Origin of the sequence: Flagellimonas sp. CMM7, assembly GCF_021390195.1 — a bacterium.
In the GTDB taxonomy this organism is placed as follows: Bacteria; Bacteroidota; Bacteroidia; order Flavobacteriales; family Flavobacteriaceae; genus Flagellimonas.
Genome location: NZ_CP090003.1, coordinates 2,996,695 through 3,015,844 on the forward strand (window position 1 = coordinate 2,996,695; position 19,150 = coordinate 3,015,844).

The following is a 19,150-nucleotide window of genomic DNA, read 5'->3' on the forward strand; positions in this document are numbered from 1 at the left end:
CGAACGGTTAAACTTATCTTAAAAAAATAGGAAGGCCTTAAAAATTACCTCAACAAAAAACATACATGACAAAAAAAATGGCAATTTTTTACGAAATTGATAAAACCTCTTATTTTAAAGGGCCTCAGAAGCAAAGCGGAAGTTTCCAATTTTGGTTAAATTCCAGTTTGTATAGGTATTGTTGAGGTACTATTGGAAAGTTGTAGAGTAATTTACAGTTTAAGGATGTAGTTTACCAAGTTGTCATCATGGGTTAAGTCCATTTTTTTGCGGAGTCTGTACCTTTTTATCTCCACACTTCTTGGTGAAATGTTCAATAAAGGAGCTATTTCTTTTGAGGATAAGTTTAAACGGAGATAAGCGCATAACCTAATATCGTTAGGAGATAGATTGGGATGCGATTTCTTTAACTTCTTCAAAAATTTTCTGTCAGCATTGTTAAAAGCTTCTTTAAATAATTCCCAATCATCATTTTGATTTAGGCTTTTATCAATAATAGTAATGATTGGCTTAACGGAATTTTTGTCTTCTATATTAGATACGAGCTGTTCTTTGACCTTGGATAACAATTCATTCTTTTTGATGATACTTAAAGTTGAAGCGGCCAATTCGTTGCTTTTACTTCTGAATTCTTCTTTAAGCTGTTCATTTTTGATCTTTATAATTTCCTTATCGTTTTGAGCTTGGGCCAGTTCCATGTCCCGTTTGTTCTTTTCAATAAGCTTTTGTTGTCGCTTGTGGTAATGTCTTTTGTACAAATTGTGTATTAAGATTGAACCTAAAATTGCCAAAAACAAGTAAAGCCCCAATAATGAATTTGAGATATACCAAGGCCTTGCAATTTTAAAAGAGTACCTAGCGATATTATTGGATATTCTATCTCCAATTTTTGATTTTACATTAAAGGTATATTCACCAGGGGGTAGGTTTTCAAAAGTTGCGAAAGACTCTTGTGACCACTCACTCCAGTTGGTGTATATATCTAAAAGCTGATATTGATAGCTTGGCTTTAAATATTTATTATAGTCCGCGGTATAGAATGATATTTCAAGATTGTTATCGTCGCTTTTAAAATTACCCTTCTCGCTTTTGCTCAACAAGTTTTCTTTGTCCTTGTTGATATTTTTTCCAGCTTTTCTAATACTTGCAATGTTCACCGTAAAATCCTGTTCACTAAAATCATCTATATCTATGGTCACATACCCAGAACTAGTTCCAAATAAATACTTCCCTGTTTCTTCTAGAGCTGTAACACTTTCATATCCAACAATGCCATTTCTTACATTTTCAGTTAATGGGATGGAGTTGATAATTGGAGTACTGGACAAGTTTCCATGGGATACAAAATTGATATTGGAATTGGTGAATATCCATAAATAATCATTCTTGTTATCCACAGTCATTTTACCTGAAAGATATTCGTCTTTTGAATAGGCTTTACTCAGGATACTGTCTTGGACAAACGTTTTATCTTTTTTGTCATATTTTAAAATCCCCTTTTCATAGGAATACAGTAAATCTTCCTTGTACTTTACTATCCCTGAATTTGCGCCTTTAATTAATGTGTCCACGGATACATTTTTTGCTCTGGAAAAAGTACTATCAACTTCAATTCTAAAAACGCCCTTGTATTCATGATTTACAAAAATCTCTTCTTCTAAAGTTTCAAAATAGCGTGATGAATGATTAAATCCTTCAATCTTGTTTTTAACATGCCATTCGTTATTTGATTTTTCCAATACATATAGTCCATCATAATTTCCTTGTAAAAGAAGGTTGGGGCTCCCATTTAAATCACTTACATTCCACGTACCCTGGATGTCTGCAATTCTTTTAGCCTTATTCTCATTTATAATAAATGTACCGGTATGATGGCCACAGAATAAAGTTTGTCCAATTATATTTAAAGACCATACTTGGCCTTGAGTACTGTTGATTAACCTAAAATCTGAGTTGCTATTTAATTCCTTATAGAACAGTCCCTGGTTTGTTCCCAAATACAAGATGTTATTTAGAACAACGGAAGCGTAGACGCTTCCAGCAACCCCTTTGCTGTCATGGTATACTTTAAATGCAGATTTTAGGTTTAGATAACTTATTCCGTTATCAAGTCCAAGCCAAATATTATTGTCAAAATCTTCATATATAGATAAAACAGTATTGTTTCGCAATCCTTTTACCTGATCTATATGAGATATTAAATTTCCATTTCTATCCAAATAAATTAGACCATGGGATATGGTTCCCAAAACAAAACCTCCATCTTTCAATTCCAGAGCACTATATATACTTACTTTGGATAACAGTGTGTCTGCGCCTACATTCCATTTATTAGAGGAATGATCTTGAATTTTATAAAATCCATTGTGACGGGTTAGAACCAGCAAATCCCCTTGGTGTTGAAAAATGTTGATTACTTCGTCTTGTTTAAACGGTTTGTCATCATAGACTAAAACACCATTACCGTTTTCAATCTTAAAAATTCCTTTATTTAGCCTTTGATAATAAATACTCTGATTTAGGTTGAATATTTTGGGTAAAGAAGAATCAGAATCAATAGTGTTGATAGAATTGTCCTTTAAATCGTAGATATAAATTCGATCAAGTGATTGAAATACTATCCACTGATCCATATCCAAAATATTCCAGAACTCCTCGTCTTGTTCAAAATCCTTTTTTGCTTCTGTTGACAAAGAGGTGTACTGGAGCATTCCAAAATCATCTTTTTGCCAATACCCAAATTCCATATAGCAACCAGTATATATTTTGTTGTCAACAACTTTTACCGATCTAATTATGGTTTCATTTGGCGAAGGGAACAATGTCCATTTAGCACCGTTAAATTCTAAAAGTCCTTTGCTATTGGCCACATAAACTACTTTATCTGCGGCCTGGGAGATATCCCAGTTTTGATTTTCGGCCAAATAATCTGAAGGGGCGTAATTTTTAATGGGGGGCAACTCTTGTGCAAACAATTTGGCGCCAATGACCAAAGAAACTAGGGTTAATATTTTCTTAGTGTTATTCACTTGAATTTAGCTTGGATTTGATAAAAACGCCAACTAATTAACAATAGTAAATCAGCGTAATACGTTTAAGAATACTTGTAAGTCAAATAGAACAATAACTAGAATTGCAGACAACTATTCCTTTTTCACACAGTTGTAAATTAAGCAAAATCATTTACTTCTTTCTTTTTTTTTGAAAATCAATTGTCATTTTAAAGCCCAAAGAATATAAAATGTGTCGAAAATAAAAAATAGGAAATTGTGAAAGGTTCTATTAAAAACGTGAATTCTTTACATTAACAATGGTGATTGCCCAAGCATTTAAAGTAACTTTGTCCGCAAAGACCAATAAACCAAAACTTTAATTTTTCTTAACTGGGAAATGGGCGAATTTTTCAAGGCCGAATTAAAAGACCGCTTTTTGGAGTACGCTTTAAAACGTAGGGACTATTTTGAGATTCAAGCTCTTTATGATGAATTCTTACGTCCTGGATATAATTTAGATTTTGTGGTGAAACTCATAAAGGAAATCCAAGATTATGATTCGAATCTTTTGGATATTATGAGTGGAAATGGGGCGGAAATTTTCATGTTGGCATCCACACCAAGTACGCATCATTTTATAAATGATGGAGGATTCAAGGATATGCATATTAGGGAAGAAGAAAAATGGGATGTTTTTTTGGACCAACTTTCTGGTAACCGAAAGTTGTCTAAAGATGAGAAAAAACTGCTTAAAAAAAATTCACCTTCATTAAAGCGAGAAAAGACCTTGCTTATTGCAATGGTTTCTGCTATTGTCATAAGTTTTTTGTTTACCCTTTTTAGTATTTTAAAAAGTATGTTATTTGAGCCAGAATATGTTCCAGCGGATGAATTTGAGGAGAAACTGGATCAGGTGCGTTTGGAGTACCTTCAAAAAAATGAAAGATTGGAAAAAGAACTGGAAAAAGCTAATTCCGTAATAGATTCCTTATCAAAATAACCCTTTCTGATTTTTTTTAACACTATCTCCAAACCATAACAATCAGCCATTTATACAATTGATACATTTCATAAACGTTTATGGGGCTCGTGTTACTTATTAATTCCAATCAATTTGGCAGACGCACTCTTCAAGGAAACCTTTGAACCTTCAAGGTCAGGGTATTTTTCTCTTAAAGCATCATATTCAGGATTTATGGCATGCTTGCCCCAAATGCCCAACATCAATTTTAAGTTCTCTTCATTTTCTGGATACTGCCCTTGGTCGTCAGTTTTAATAATCCAATCATCCAAAATATTGGAATATGCTTTCACGACATTATCATATTTAATATCCTTTGCAAGGTTGTTCAATTCAAAAGGATCGCTTAGTAAATGATACAGTTCTTCTTCTGGTCGTTCATCAGACATGAAGATGTCTTGGGTCGAGTTCAATTTTTTATCATTATGTAGTTGATGCATGACTTTAACAAATTCAATACCATCAAAATCCATATAAGTGGGTTGTGTATAAGGCCTATCGGTCATGAAATTGCGAATGTATTTGTACTCCTTTGAACGTACTGAACGAATTCTATCTATGGTAAAATCGCAGCGATCTCTGGTAGAAATAACATACTCTCTGTTATAGGCATTGTCAAACATATTCAGCCCTTCCATATAATTTGGTACCGCAATGTCCGCTAACGCCAATGATCCAATTCCAATGTCCAATCCACTTATTAAACTTTCATTGATGGTGCCAGGTGCTAACTTTGCAAAATTCTTTGTAAAATCGGCAATTATCATAGGAACATGTAGGCCGCCATCATATAAGAATTGTTTGTTTCGGGTAAGTCTCATCCCATGGTCTGAAAAAAAGAATACTATGGTGTTTTCTAATAAATCATTTTCTCTCAGGTCTTGAATGATCTCCCCGATTTTTTTATCCGTAATTTGAATGGCATCTAGATGATTGGCATATTCTTCTATAATTGCGGGATGGTCTGGCAGGTATGGGGGCAATGCTATTTTTGAGCGGTCAACAGGAGTTTTTACATTGTCCTTAAAGGTCTTGGAAAATATCTCTTTTCCTCCTTTCAATTGTATTTGCCCAAAGAAAGGTTGTTGATTCTTTAGAGAATCTAGGTTTACATGGACTCCGCTTTTACCATATAAGGGATGCAACTTATAGTCTTGAGTATATAAATCCTTTCTATCGTACATGAAGTTATAGTCATCTTTACCATTGTTAAAGGTAAAATAGCCAGCTTGCTTAAAAAGTTCAGGAATGGTTTTTAAACTATCTGGTAAATAAATAGCTGATTCTTCTGTTCTAGAGCTGTGATGATTGTGCGTTCCTGTAGTGGTGGACATCACCCCGGTAATTATACTGGAACGACTTGCCGAACATACAGGTGCAGGCATAAAAACATTGGTGTATACCACACCTTGCTGTGCAAGGCTATCAATATTTGGAGTTGAAATTATGGTTGTGCCATAAGGACCCATAAGGGGTGCAGTGTCTTCAAGAAAGACCCATAAGATATTGGGGTGTTGATCAGGTTCTTTAGGTTGTTTTTTCTCGGCGCATGAAATACACAATATTGTCGCCGAGGTAATCAATAAGAATCTTGCATACCATTTTTTGTAAACCCTCATAGTCATCATTAATTGGTTGCTTTAAAAGAAATTAATCCCGAAGCGGGAACCGTAAAAGAATAAGTACCCTCGGATAATTCCAAAGTTTCCTTTTTTGTTTCCCCACCAAGGCAGTCCATTGTGGTATACTGGAAGCTTTTCGATTTACCATTTACCATAACCACTATTCTTGTAGATGTTTTTGCATTGATAATATCCATTTCTTCAAATTTTTCTATTTGAATGTCTACTATTTGGTCATTGAAGACTGTAGTAATTTTTTTATTGTTTTTGACTGCTTCAAGCATTGGATAATTGGTCAACGGGCTCGTGGGGTGAAAATCACCGTCCAATAGCACATTCCTGTTTTTAAGCCAATAATCCGTATAGAATTTAATCATCTTAAAATGGTCTTCGGGAATATCTTCCAGCCTAACCGAAATTTGTGGTACGGAATACATTACATTGAGCATTTGCAATGCTGCTACCTCCACCGGTTCATCATAATGCCACATCAACATATCTGAATGAACCGCTGTTGTACCGCTCAAGAGTCTTAAATCTGAGGTTCTAATTCTATTCACAGAGGATAGATTGGGACAATCCGTTGCACGGAACATATTCCCGTATTTTCGCATGGCCGGACCCACATAGGGTTGTCTAAACTCAATCATGATATCTGGTTTAATTTCTTGAAGCGATTTTATCAAATCAGTCATCAATACATCAGTCGCTTCATTAACGGAAGCATAGTCACGCCCATCTTCCATGGTAAATTTGGTGTCTTCATCAGCAATAAACCTTCCTATAAAATCCAGTTTAAAACCATCTAAATCCCAATTGTTCGTTGCATCTACATAGGTTTTGATTATAAATTCCCTCACTTCTGGATATCTAGGATCTAAAACATATGTCCCCTGTCCGTTCCAATAGCGGAGAAATTTTCCTTTCATTTTCTCATAGGCCTTTGAATTCTCGCCAGCAAAAGGAACGGCATACCACAAAATGAACTTCATACCCAGTTTATGCACTTCTTTTACAAACTCTTTCATTTTTGGAATGCGTTCGGGTTCCCAATCACCTGTAAAGGCATAACCTCTATTGCTATCTATGGTTTGCCAACCATCATCAACAATAATGGATTCAAAACCCATTTGTTTGGCAAGTCTACACTCAGCTAGTAAATCTTTCATGGTTACATTCTGATGATAACTATACCAACTGGAATAAACGGGCTTGCGAGCCACTTCGGGAACATCAACAGGGTTTAATTGATCAAAAGAAGCCCACCAATCTGCCACTTCTTCCAACGTCTTGGAATATGGTTGAGGTCTTGCATCAAACCGTATTTTAACCTCATAGCTTTTTATGGATTGATGTTTTTCTGAAAAGAAAGTGATCTCGTTATACACAAGCCTATCTTCTTCTTTAACACCCGTACTCAATACCACCGTATTCAAAGCTTCAGTTGCCGCAAAAGTGAGTCGATTGCTATCATCATGACCAAAAAGCGTTATCACAGGAGCCTGTTTGGCCAACATAGAACGAACTGTAGAGGGCGCCCAACTGGGCCCAATAGTTTTATCATTGAAGGCAGCGCTACTCCAGTACCCTGCGATGTTACTTGACGGCAATTTCCATTTTAGCGAGAATTTAGGTGGAGTTGCTCCTTTTTGGTGTTTTATGGATATTGTGGCGACTTCAAGACCATCCGCTAATTTTTCGATGGTAGTTTCTGTGTCAAATGCTCCGAACTCTCCAGTTAATTGAACCTGTTGTCCTACCAATTCAAAAGTTTCCTCTTTTTTTTGCGCGTGCAATGTTCCCATCATAAGGAGGAATAGAAATATTGCTTTGTTTTTTCTACTCATTTCCAATCTAGTTTTTCATATTTTTTTTCTAAATATTGCTTTACAGCCATAATATCTGATTTAGCAGTTAAATCCGGTACATGTTCAGAAAAGGGGATGCCGATGGCGGTGCCTGGGTAATCTCGTATCATGTTCAATAATGCCGTGGGCAATTCTTTTTCGTTTCTTATTTCATTAAGCGGACAGTTTTTAAGGTATTCGTAAAACATGATACCGTCAAACTTAAATATGTTCATGCTTACTCTCAGTTTCCCCTCTTTGTCCTTATACTCATCAATTAGACTTAAGTCTGGTTTTTCAACAATTTCCTGTAAATGACCTTCTGAATCCAATTTTGCCAACGCGAAACGGGAGATTCTTTCTTTGGTAAATTCAAGACTATCGCGATCATAACTTATAAAAGCATTAGGGCTATTGGTATCTCGTAACGCTTTCAAGGCAGCTACAGAATACAGATTATCGCTATTGCATACGGAATAAGTTGCCATTTTTAATTCTGGGTATTGTTCTATGGCTTGAAAAACTGCATCCGCAGTTCCTAAAGGTTTTACACGGTCTTTTGGAATGTGCTGCGTTGCGAAGGATATCCATAAGCCGTGGAAGTTGTTCTCGCTTTTTTTGCCTCCGTAATATTCTTTGAATAAAGTAGCATTTGCTCCAACAACAATATAGATGTATTTATATCCTGCTTTTTGTGCATTATTTAGCAGATAATCCATGAAAGGCCTTTTATCCTTCCCAACAGAAATTAATCCTTTACTGCGTTCGTTGGCCTGTTTTATCTCTTCCTGTGTTAAATTACCTTGGTTGGAAGTGTCTGTTTTTTTCATTCTTGAAGACGCTCCGCCCGCAAGAATTATCAAAGTAGCATGTGATTTCATGATCGTATCGATTTTGGTTCTACTATTCTTGCGCCAGGATCTACCTGAACTTTATATGCATCTTTAGCTCCAGCTTTAAGTAGTGAATCAATGATTTTATCTTCTTCTCCCTCATTGACAAGAAGTACAATACTGCCGCCTCGTCCAGACCCAACTATTTTAGCCCCTAAAGCTCCTGCAGATAGCCCGGCGTCTATCAGGTCATCAATTCTTGGAACGGTGAGATGTAAATAATTTTTAAGTATTTCATGGTGTTCGGTCATCAAGGCACCAATAGATTTTGTTGACCATGTTTCTTTTTGAAATTCCTTAAATGCTCTTTGAGTAATATCATGATTTAGAACAGCGGCCGATAGGAATACTTTCAAGTCATCTGATACGTAATTGAGATACCATGGTAGCTCATCTTTGTTCACCTCTTTTAATTCAAAAGAAGGAATCTTTTCTTTTACTTTGTGCACCGCCAAGAGCGCTTTTTCTTTTAACTCACCCAAGACACCTGTTGTTTGTTTGGGTATGCCAGATTCGGCAACTATTAACCCTTTTAGAGGCTTGTCAAACGTTACATAATGTGCTTTAGCATCGGTTTCCAAGTACATGATGTTTCCCAATCCTATACTGTATTGGTCCATTCTTCCGCCTGGTGAATTGTGATATTCCACTTCAGTTTGATATGCAAGTTTAGAAACCAATTCCTTTGTGACTTTTTGATTGCACCCGAAGGCTTTCAAGAGAAATTTTATCCAAGCCACGACCACTGCGGATGAACTTGAAGTTCCCGCATTTATCGCTATGTTTCCACTTATGTGAATGTCATAGCCTTTGTTGGGAATGCATTTGTATTGTTCAACTACTTTTAATGCGGTTAATAAATGATCTCCCTTTTCAATCTTTGCTATGGGTTCTTTTAAATTGATAACCCGTATTTCATTAATATCTGGTTTATTGATAATTAACTTTTGAGAATTATTTTTAATGGCTGTTAGCGTAATATGGCGACTTATGGCGCAAGCGATTACTGGTAATTCTAAGTAGTCTTGATGATCTCCAAAAAGACAGGTTCTACCGGGTGCCAATGAAACAATTCTTTCCAAAGCCATAAATAAGATTAAAAATCATCTAGGTTATTCACACTAAAGGATGGATAGTTGGTTATATTGTTTAATAGAATAACAATACAAATATATCAAAAATGTGTTATCGTACACGCAAATTTATGTTAACGTACACATTAATTCAAGTTTCCTATGACTTTTTTGTTATTTTTGACTTTATGAGGGCCAAACACACCATCAAAGATATTGCAGAAAAAGCCGGTGTTTCAATAGGAACAGTGGATAGAGTGTTGCATGAAAGAGGTAGGGTTTCAAAAGCTTCTGAGAAAAAAATAATGGCCGCTATAGAGGAACTCGACTATAAGCCCAACCCTATTGCCCGAGTCCTAAAAAACAGTGTTGTCTATAAAATAGGCGTTTTGCTTCCTAATCCTGATTTAGATCCTTTTTGGAGACCCTGTGAAGAAGGTGTTCAGGAGGTGATTTCAGAATATAGTGCCTTTAATGTTAACGTTGTTATTTACTATTTTAATCCGTACAAACCTAAATCGTTCTTACAACAAGGATATAAGGCTTCCCGAGATGGAATACATGCTTTGTTTTTTGTTCCTCTTTTTGAGCGTGAAACAAATAATATTCTTGAGAAGTTTGATGGAAAGGATGCACTTTTGGCTACTTTCAACAGTTCTCCATCCAATGGTATCGATCTTTATGTTGGTCAGGATTTGGTGCTAAGTGGAAAGACAGCAGCAAAACTTCTACATATGTCTAGTTCTGATGGAGGTAAGTTTGCTATTGTACATATTAATGAGTCCTATGATAATGCAAGGCATATGCGCGAAAAAGAGCAAGGTTTTACCTCCTACTGCAATGAAAACGGAATTAAGAGTCCGCTAACAATTACTTTGATGACAGGGGATTTTAGAACAAAGTTAGTTTCATTCCTGGAAAAACATCTGGACCTACAAGGTATTTTCATAACCACATCCAGGGCTTATGAAGTAGCTAAAGTCTTAGATACAATGCATGACAAAAGGATTTCATTAATTGGTTACGATTTAATGGATGAAAACCTAAAATACCTTCAAAAAGGGGTTGTAGATTTTTTAATTCATCAAGATCCTAAAACGCAGGCATCATTAGGATTAAAATACCTAATTGAAAACTTACTGTTCAAAAAGGTATTCCCAAAAGAAAAGTTGTTACCTATTGCCATTGTAAACTCGGAAAATGCAAAAAGTTATTTAGAACAGCCATGTACAAGTGCAGAGTAGTAAAAAATATGACAAATTAAAAACATTAATAAGCCATGAATTCAAGAAGAAAGTTTATCAAGAGTAGTTCCATTTTAGGAGCAGGAGTTGTGCTTGCACCAAATATTGCTTCAGGTTTTGTTTCCAACACGTTTGAAGATAAGTTGAAAGTTGGCTTTATTGGTGTTGGTTTAAGAGGCACTAATCATTTGACCAATATCCTATTGAGAAAAGATGTTGAGGTAACGGCTATATGTGATATTGACCCTGCTAGAATTGATTTGACAAAGGAAATGATTAAAAACGCAGGAGGTAAATCGCCTAAGGTTTTTGGAAAAAATGATTATGACTATAGAAACCTATTGGAATTAGAAGATGTGGATGCCGTGATTATTGCTACTCCTTGGTTGTGGCATGTTCGCATGACTGTTGATGCAATGAAGGCAGGAAAATATGCAGGAGTAGAAGTTTCAGCAGCAAACACCATGGAAGAATGCTGGGATTTGGTCAATACCCATGAGCAAACGGGTACCCATATGATGATCCTAGAAAATGTAAACTATAGAAGGGATGTAATGGCTGTTCTTAATATGGTAAAACAGAACATTTTTGGTGAAACAGTTCATTTTAGATGTGGTTATCAGCATGATTTAAGAGAAGTTAAATTCAATAATGGGCAACAACCTTATGGAGGTGGGGTTGAGTTTGGTGAAAAGGCTATTTCAGAAGCCAAGTGGAGGACAGAACACTCTGTAAAGCGTAATGGGGATGTATACCCGACTCACGGCTTGGGCCCAATAGCCGTAATGTCGGATATCAATAGGGGAAATCGATTTGTTTCAATGAGTTCATATGCCTCAAAAGCGATAGGATTGCACAATTATGTGGTAAAACATGGTGGGGAGAATCATCCAAATGCAAAGGTGAAATTTAAGCAGGGAGATGTTATTACTTCAACCATTGAAACGGCTAGGGGGGAGACCATTATTATAACCCATGATTGTAATTTACCGCGTCCTTATTCTTTAGGTTTTCGAGTGCAAGGTGCAAACGGCTTATGGGAAGTGGATGGAAACAGGATTTATGTAGAAGGGAAATCTGAACCCCACAAATGGGATGAAGCTACTTCATGGCTTGAAAAATATGATCATCCACTTTGGAAAAAGTATGGTGAATATGCTGAGGGATCTGGGCATGGTGGTATGGACTTTTTTGTAATGAATGCTTTTGTAGAATCTGCCAAACAAAATATTGCCCCACCTATGGATGCCTATGATGCGGCAGCCTGGAGCGCAGTAACACCATTGTCCGAAGTATCTATTGAAAATAATGGCGAACCTCAAAATTTCCCCGATTTTACTAGAGGACTTTGGATAAAGAGAAAGCCCTATAATTGGATGAAGGATAGTTTTTAATCTGTTTCAAATTAAATTCAAAGCCTGTTTTAAATCCTGGGTCAGCTCGGTTACATCTTCCAATCCAACTGATATGCGCATATCTCCGTAGGTAAGACCCGTAGCTTCAAACTGTTCTTTTGTCATCTCCTTGACATAACTAATAGCCAATGCATAAATCAAGCTTTCATAGCCTCCCCAACTGACCGCGATTCGAAACCTTTTCAAACTATTAAAGAAAGTTTTGACTTTTTCTAAATCATTTGTGACTAGACGAAAGGATAACAAACCTGAAGTACCACTCATTTGTTTTTTTCCCAAATCATACTGTTTAAAACTCTTCAGCCCAGGGTAATTTACACTTTCAATTTTTGGGTGATCTTCTAGAAATTTAGCAATCTCTAATGCATTTGCTTCATGGGCTTTCATTCTAAGAGGCAAGGTTTTTAGACTTCTAGTAATAAGTGAGGCTTCTGCTGGAGAAATACGTGCTCCCAGCCACTCATATTCCTTTTCAAAGATTTGACCAATCAATTTACCGCTCCCAATAACGGCTCCGGCAACCACATCACTATGACCTCCAATGTATTTGGAGCAGGAATGCACCTCTAAATCCATTCCCATTTCTAGAGGTTTTTGAAAAAATGGAGTTGCCCAAGTATTGTCTATTACTGTTTTGATACCATTTTTTTTGGCCAAAGCAGCTACCGAACGAATGTCCTGTAAAGAAAAAATACCTGAAGAGGGGCTTTCCAAATAGATAAGGTTGGTATTTGCTTGAATGGCATCCTCGAATTCACCTAACTCAATCCCTGGGACAAAAGTGATGGAAACATTCATTTTATCTTTCAAGTAAGTATAAAGAAGATTGTTTGTTGGCCCGTAAACATTTTTTATCGCTATGATATGTCCATCTTTTTGAACACAATGCAGCACTGCGGCGGAAATGGCCGCCATTCCTGATCCAAACAAAAGCGCTTTTTCTCCACTCGCAAGATTCGCCAACTTTCTCTGGGCAACTTCTACCGTTGGGTTATTACCTCTTGAGTAAATGAAGCTTTTTGTTCTATTATCGAATGCATCGCTAATGGCATCCCAGCTTTCAAATGAAAAGTTAGATGTTTGGAATATGGGAGTTACCATTGATCCTTCATAGGAAAGGTCTTTAGGTATTGTTTGATGCTCTTCGCTACTAGTACCGTTATTCTTTTTCTTCATTGACTAAATTGTCTTTTTTGTAAAAACATCCTATGCCTAAAATAGCAATTAAGGGAGCTATGATAAGGTTTATCAAACTAAGTAATTGAAAATACCAATAATCCCCAACGGCAACACCCATAACCGAAACCATAAATAATGCAGTGGGGTGCCAGGGAATCAAACTTTCAATCATGGTTCCGTAATCTTCCAGAGATCGGCTAAGAACTTTTCGATTGATTCCTAATGCATCATATTTTGTTTTGAAAGCTTCTCCAACTATAAAGCTTGTAGCGTATTGGTTCCCTGTCATTCCATTGGTAATTCCAGCCGCTGCCAAGGAGGATAATATGACGGATGATTTGGTTTTAGCGTAAGAAAATACTTTTTCAACAATTTTAGGAATGGCATTATTGGTATCCAGAATACCAATAAATAGAAAAACAAAAAGTGCTATTATAATAGCATCATTTAGGGCATACAAGCCTCCTCGATTGAATAGAACACTAATATTTTCCGGAACCGTTTCTTGCCATACCGCCATGTTGGTATGAAACCCTTTGTAGACAGATTGAATTACATCTTCAAAACCATATCCTTGAAAGAGCAATGCAAAAATACAAGCTACCAATGAGGAAGTTAATAGCACGGGAATTGTTGGTAATTTTTTAAATGAACCTATCAGAACAATTAAAACAGGTAAAAGAAGTAAAATATTGAAATTGAAAATAGAAGTGACGGCGGTTAGCGTAGTTTCCAACTCGGCAAAATCACCTAAAACAGATTCTGCAGGGTAAACAAAACCTAAAATCGTGTAAATAACAGCAGCAATAATTGCAGAAGGTAAGGTAGTGTAAAGCATTGAGTTAATATGGTCGTATAAATCTACTCCAGTAGCTAAAGCGGCGATGTTGGTTGTATCTGATAATGGAGACATTTTATCCCCAAAGAAGGCACCACCGATAACAGCGCCGGCAACAATAGCGAGATTGGCATTGATTATTGTTGCCACCCCTAATATTACAACCCCTATAGTACCCACAGAGCCATAAGAGGTTCCTGTGAACATTGAAAAAAAAATAGGTATGATAAAGGACAATACGTAAATGTAATCTGGGTTGACCAATTGAATTCCGTAGTAGACGAACATAGGTATCGTCCCAGAAACAATCCAACTTCCTATTACTATTCCAATAGCGAATAAGATGAGAATAGTAGGCAAACCTTTGGTTAGTTTTTTAACTGCATTAGCCAGAATGGCATTCCACGAAAACCCTAAATAGGTTAGATGGGTTACCGCGAAAAAGGAAGAACTAAGAAAAATGATTTCCAAAGGAATCACCGACTGGTTAAAAAAATATGGCCTTAGCACCAAACCGTAAACAATCATTCCTAACAGAAACAAAATTGGTAAAGCGCTATGAATTATCTTATCCGCTTTGATCGATTTTTTTTCCATCTTAGTTTTTTAAGCGTAGCATACCAGATATTCGTCAAATCAAAAAGCAAACACCTCTATTGCTATGGATTTTGTTTTCACTTTTTAGGTCTAAAAGTGAAAAAGCAGAAAGCTAAACAAATTAATTTGATTTTGCCGGCGAGTCGTATTAATGATTAAGCTATAGTACAATGGATTTTCCAGGTATTGGGATAGGGTAGAAGCCATCATCATTGGGCATCACCGGTGGGTTTGCGTCCCATGAAAACTCTTCTGGCACCAAACTTAACTCTGATTTCATCGCTTCTTCCCAAGTAATCACTTTTCCACTGTAGGTGGCCATTCTCCCCAATATAGCAGTCATTGTACTCTTAGCCCCATACTCTCCATTGTTGATGACTTCATTATTTCTGATAGAGGCAAAAAGTCTGTTATGCTCTTCTTGGTAAGGATTATGCCCCTCACTATTTGAAATCGAGTGCAGTTCCTTACCGTTGATATCGTAAATCTTGGCAGTACCTGCATCATTGGTCAGAACGGTTCCTTTTGTACCCTGAAATGCTTCACCTACTCTATTCATGGTGTTAGGTTGGTGCCTACATTGGCTAGCCACGACAGCACCACTTGGATACGTAAATTCAACAAAATGATGGTCGAAAATTTCCCCATACTCTTTGCCTGTACGAACCAGTCTACCACCCATGCCCTGAGCTGAAACGGGATACTCCCCTATAAACCAGTTGGCCACATCAATATTGTGTATGTGTTGTTCTAAAATATGATCTCCGCACAGCCAATTAAAATAATACCAATTGCGCATTTGGTATTCCATTTCGGTATACTCTGGTTTTCTTGGCCTCACCCAAACGCCGGCACTGTTCCAATACACTTGCCCTGATACTATTTTACCAATGGCATCATCTTTTAGCAAGTCTAATGTTTGTAGGTAATTTTCCTGATAATGTCGCTGTAGACCAACTACAACATTCAACTTCTTTGACTTGGCTACTTCTGCCATTTCCAAGACTTTTCGAATGCCTGGAACATCTGTGGCTAACGGTTTTTCCATAAACACGTGCTTGTCATTTTCAACAGCATATGCAAAATGCTGTGGTCTAAACCCTGGTGGTGTTGCCAAGATGACCACATCTGCTAAATCAATTGCTTTTTTATAGGCATCAAAACCAACAAACCTGTTTTTTTCTTTCACCTTGATCTTGCCGGAATCTGCATATTTTTCGCTCAAATTATTAAAACTGGTCGTAAGTCTATCCTCAAAAGCATCGGCCATTGCTACCAATTCAACATTGTCGTCAGCTTGTAGAGCTTGATCTGCAGCTCCAGAGCCCCGGCCGCCGCAACCTACTAATGCAAGTTTTAAAGTTTTGTTATCAAATACATTGGCCATTGCTCCTACGTCTAATGTTGGTAATAGCATACCTGCGGATAAAAGGGTGGTGTTTTTAACAAAATCCCTTCGGGTATTTTGTCTTTTCGAGGTTTTGTCTTTTTTCATCTTTTTGGTGTTTTCAAAGTTGTTTTACTATTCTTTTCCAAGCCAGTAACTATGCTGTACTTCTTGGTTAGGTGTCTTATATGGTCTTACGATTCTAAAACCTACAAAAGGTGCATCGGTGTGCCACCATTTACTTTTTGGAAACTGCGGGTCTCGCTGTTTCCAAATAGGTTTGGAAAAAGTTCTTGAAGCACTGCGTAACATTTCTGGACTATCTTTATAGGAACCTCCACGAACTACTACAGGATATTCTTTTTCAACCCGAATGAAGGCCATATTTTCGATATAGGTATTCGCATTATATTGGTCCAAAGTCCATTCTGCCACGTTCCCATACATATCGTATAACCCCCAAGGGTTTGGTCTTTTTTGACCTACTTGATGATAGGTTTCTCCACTATTATCTATAAACCAGGCGTATTGATCCAACGAGCCATCCTCAAAAAAATAGGAAGCTGTGGTCCCAGCTCTAGCCGCATATTCCCATTCAGCTTCAGTTGGTAATCGGTAAAAATTCCCAGTAATTGCAGAAAGCCATTCACAAAACTTTGAAGCCCCTAATTGCGTTATGTTGCCTATGGGAAGATTTTTTCCAGTTCCCATACCCAAGCTCATATCCACATAGGGAGTAGTTGCACCAGTAACTGCGTCCACTTTTTTTTCAACCTCTTTTCCTTTTTCGACAAATACTATATGGTCTAGCTCCCGCTGCAAAAAGAGATTATATAGTTCCCACGTTATTTCGTGACTTGACATCCAGAATCCTTCAATTTCCATTTTCCGTTGAGGACCCTCATCATCATTCCTTCCTTTCTCATTGATTGGACTTCCCATTTTGAAAGAACCACTTGGAATTGTAACCATACTAATACTTAGTTTAGAACTGGGCAATTCTTGTGTATACTCCTGTTCTTGTTGCCCAAATATTGAAGGTACATTAGCTGAAAGTAATATAATCAGTGAAGTGATTTTTAAAGTTCTTAAAATGTTCATTCGTTTCAATTGATATAAATTAGAGGACCATAGGGAACTATTTATTTTGATATAGCATCTATCGATGAAATATCTATTTTTCGAAATTCTACTTCGGAACCTTCTGCTTGTATTGCTATTTGACCACTAGTAACCGTGGCATTAAATCCATGATTGACCAAATCTCCGTTTACCCAAACTTTTATCTCATCTTTTAGACATTCGATCATCATGGTATTCCATTCACCCAATGACTTTTCAGAACCATCCGTAAGGTTAATGATCCTTCGTTTTTTACCTTCAGTAATTCCCCATTCTTCCTTTGGACCTCTTCGTTCAACCATATCATCAACCTCTATATCTTCTACAATGACCCAAAAGTCACCGGCATCTTCATGTTGCATTTGTACCTCCAAAGATTTCGGAAACATTTTATATAAGGCCCTTGGAGTTGAGGCATGTACCAATACACCGCAATTTCCCGGTTCTCCAGGAAAACGATACTCCACTTCCAATCTATAATCTTTGTATATGTCATCCGTGATTAGATGACCTCTTGGAGTACCCAAGCTCACCAACATCCCATTTCTAATGATAAATGGATTTATGGTATTTGGAACAGTATCCATTTCAGGCACATCAACATGCCAACCATTTAAGTCTTTTCCATTAAAAAGGCTTGTTGATTTTTGCTGTTCACAAGAGGAAAGAACCATTGCAATACATAGAACTGTTATAAAATATTTCATTTTAATTGGATTTTCAATTTTGTTAATAGTGCTTGTATATAATTCGATGGATTTATTGTTCCACTACACTTTGAAATAGACCTTCTTTTTATCCAAGAAATATGTCAGATACCAAAAAATGAAGAGCACAAAAAGTGAATTGATGACCATAATACTATGCTCTCCCATTCCCAAAGGATGGAGAATTCCATGCGTAAAGATTTTGCCAAACCCCCTAAACCACTGAATACCGACAGTTTCTGCCAATAGGTATATAAAAATGGAATTGGTGCCTACCACAGAAAAAATTCGCATCCATTTTTTTGCGTTTTCCTTCAAATCAATGTGCCAGTAAAACAGGGCAAGCACTAAGACAGCTATTCCACCTGACAATAATGTAAATGAGCTAGTGGCCAATCTTTTAATAACAGGTGTGATATTTAAAACATCCAGTACTATCCCCAAGACCACTGCAATGCTTCCCCAAAGCACAAACGCTTTCAATTTTTGTGCAGCATCGCTTTTATTTAAAAGAAGTCGCCCGCAAACTACACCCCAAATGGTATGCGCTGCTGTAGGGACAAAATTAATGGTCACCCAACCATCACCATTGATCTTTCCCATGAAAATACGGTCCATAAAAGAACCAAAACTAGCCCCGTTGTTAAAGGGAGCTGCAGGGTCGTAAAAACGGTAAAGCAATTCGGTAAGCACCAAAAGGCCTATTGAAATTAGTATTTGGTTTCGATTAGATAAATTCATGATTGCATAGGCAATTAAGATGGTGAACGCCAACTGTACCAATACATTCCAGAGTTCCCAAACTAATGCATGGCTGTACACACAATGCAGCAAGACTCCAAAGGCAAATAATAGGAAACATCGTTTAAGGATATGACGGGTCACAGCTTTTCTAGTGCCAGTTTTCAAATGCTTTCCAATTGAGAACGGCATAGCTACTCCAACTATGAACATAAAAAAAGGTTGAATCAAATCCCAAAAACGAAACCCATGCCAAGGATGATGATGCAATTGTTCCCCTAGTCCAGAAAGAAATGGAGTATCCTTGACCAATTCGTAAAAAGAATGATGGAACCCAGCGGCCTCAGCAATAAGCAGGAACATGGTCATTCCTCGGAATACATCCAAGGAAAATAAACGTTTTGAAGGTGTTTGTTCCATAATTAAGAATTTTATTGGTTAGATATTACATTGGTTTGTGATGGGATTACA

General features: G+C 37.0%; 14 protein-coding genes. 3 read left to right on the forward strand and 11 right to left on the reverse strand.

Annotated features, from left to right (window positions below; genetic code table 11):
* Positions 1–212: 212 nt before the first annotated feature.
* Entirely contained in the window at positions 213–3,029 is a 2,817-nt protein-coding gene (locus tag LV704_RS13610; RefSeq protein WP_163423213.1) for a triple tyrosine motif-containing protein, read from the reverse strand.
* A 361-nt stretch (positions 3,030–3,390) separates the two neighbouring features.
* On the opposite strand from LV704_RS13610, the gene LV704_RS13615 reads away from it, so the two are divergent.
* Positions 3,391–3,993 carry a hypothetical protein gene (locus LV704_RS13615; protein ID WP_163423212.1) on the forward strand — a complete coding sequence of 201 codons (603 nt, stop codon included), beginning with the start codon at positions 3,391–3,393 and terminating at the stop codon, positions 3,991–3,993.
* Positions 3,994–4,085: 92 nt separating this feature from the next.
* Here LV704_RS13615 and LV704_RS13620 read toward each other — a convergent pair whose 3' ends face one another.
* From LV704_RS13620 to LV704_RS13635, 4 genes are read right to left on the reverse strand one after another with little or no spacing between them, the layout of a single operon-like run.
* Positions 4,086–5,633: a sulfatase gene (locus LV704_RS13620; RefSeq protein WP_163423211.1), complete on the reverse strand. Its 1,548-nt coding sequence runs from the start codon at positions 5,631–5,633 to the stop codon at positions 4,086–4,088.
* Positions 5,634–5,641: 8 nt separating this feature from the next.
* The gene (locus LV704_RS13625) at positions 5,642–7,483 is read right to left on the reverse strand and encodes a glycoside hydrolase family 36 protein (protein ID WP_163423210.1); all 1,842 of its coding nucleotides are present in this window, start codon (positions 7,481–7,483) and stop codon (positions 5,642–5,644) included.
* Entirely contained in the window at positions 7,480–8,364 is an 885-nt protein-coding gene (locus LV704_RS13630) for a sugar phosphate nucleotidyltransferase (RefSeq protein ID WP_163423209.1), read from the reverse strand. The genes LV704_RS13625 and LV704_RS13630 overlap by 4 nt, the downstream gene beginning before the upstream one ends.
* Entirely contained in the window at positions 8,361–9,464 is a 1,104-nt protein-coding gene (locus LV704_RS13635; protein WP_233782043.1) for a mevalonate kinase, read from the reverse strand. The genes LV704_RS13630 and LV704_RS13635 overlap by 4 nt, the downstream gene beginning before the upstream one ends.
* A 116-nt stretch (positions 9,465–9,580) precedes the next feature.
* Between LV704_RS13635 and LV704_RS13640 the strand changes: the two genes are divergently transcribed.
* Both LV704_RS13640 and LV704_RS13645 read left to right on the forward strand, forming a co-directional pair.
* A complete protein-coding gene (locus LV704_RS13640) occupies positions 9,581–10,693 on the forward strand; it encodes a LacI family DNA-binding transcriptional regulator (RefSeq protein ID WP_163423208.1) in 1,113 nt (370 codons plus the stop codon).
* A 35-nt stretch (positions 10,694–10,728) separates the two neighbouring features.
* Complete coding sequence (locus tag LV704_RS13645) at positions 10,729–12,087, forward strand: Gfo/Idh/MocA family protein (RefSeq protein WP_163423207.1); 1,359 nt, start codon at positions 10,729–10,731, stop codon at positions 12,085–12,087.
* Between the two features lie 6 nt (positions 12,088–12,093).
* Here the strand turns inward: LV704_RS13645 and LV704_RS13650 are convergent, their stop codons facing one another.
* The 6 genes from LV704_RS13650 to LV704_RS13675 form a co-directional block, all read right to left on the reverse strand.
* A complete protein-coding gene (locus tag LV704_RS13650; protein WP_163423206.1) occupies positions 12,094–13,284 on the reverse strand; it encodes a PLP-dependent aspartate aminotransferase family protein in 1,191 nt (396 codons plus the stop codon).
* Complete coding sequence (nhaC, locus tag LV704_RS13655) at positions 13,268–14,722, reverse strand: Na+/H+ antiporter NhaC (RefSeq protein ID WP_163423205.1); 1,455 nt, start codon at positions 14,720–14,722, stop codon at positions 13,268–13,270. Before nhaC ends, LV704_RS13650 begins: the two co-directional genes overlap by 17 nt.
* A gap of 160 nt (positions 14,723–14,882) precedes the next feature.
* Positions 14,883–16,217 carry a Gfo/Idh/MocA family protein gene (locus LV704_RS13660; protein WP_163423204.1) on the reverse strand — a complete coding sequence of 445 codons (1,335 nt, stop codon included), beginning with the start codon at positions 16,215–16,217 and terminating at the stop codon, positions 14,883–14,885.
* Between the two features lie 27 nt (positions 16,218–16,244).
* A complete protein-coding gene (locus LV704_RS13665; RefSeq protein WP_163423203.1) occupies positions 16,245–17,210 on the reverse strand; it encodes a formylglycine-generating enzyme family protein in 966 nt (321 codons plus the stop codon).
* Between the two features lie 41 nt (positions 17,211–17,251).
* On the reverse strand, positions 17,252–17,938 hold the full coding sequence (locus LV704_RS13670; protein WP_163423202.1) for a DUF1080 domain-containing protein: 687 nt from the start codon (positions 17,936–17,938) through the stop codon (positions 17,252–17,254).
* 63 nt (positions 17,939–18,001) lie between these two features.
* Positions 18,002–19,099, reverse strand: a complete 1,098-nt coding sequence (locus tag LV704_RS13675; RefSeq protein ID WP_233782044.1) for an acyltransferase family protein — start codon at positions 19,097–19,099, stop codon at positions 18,002–18,004.
* Between the last annotated feature and the right edge of the window lie 51 nt (positions 19,100–19,150).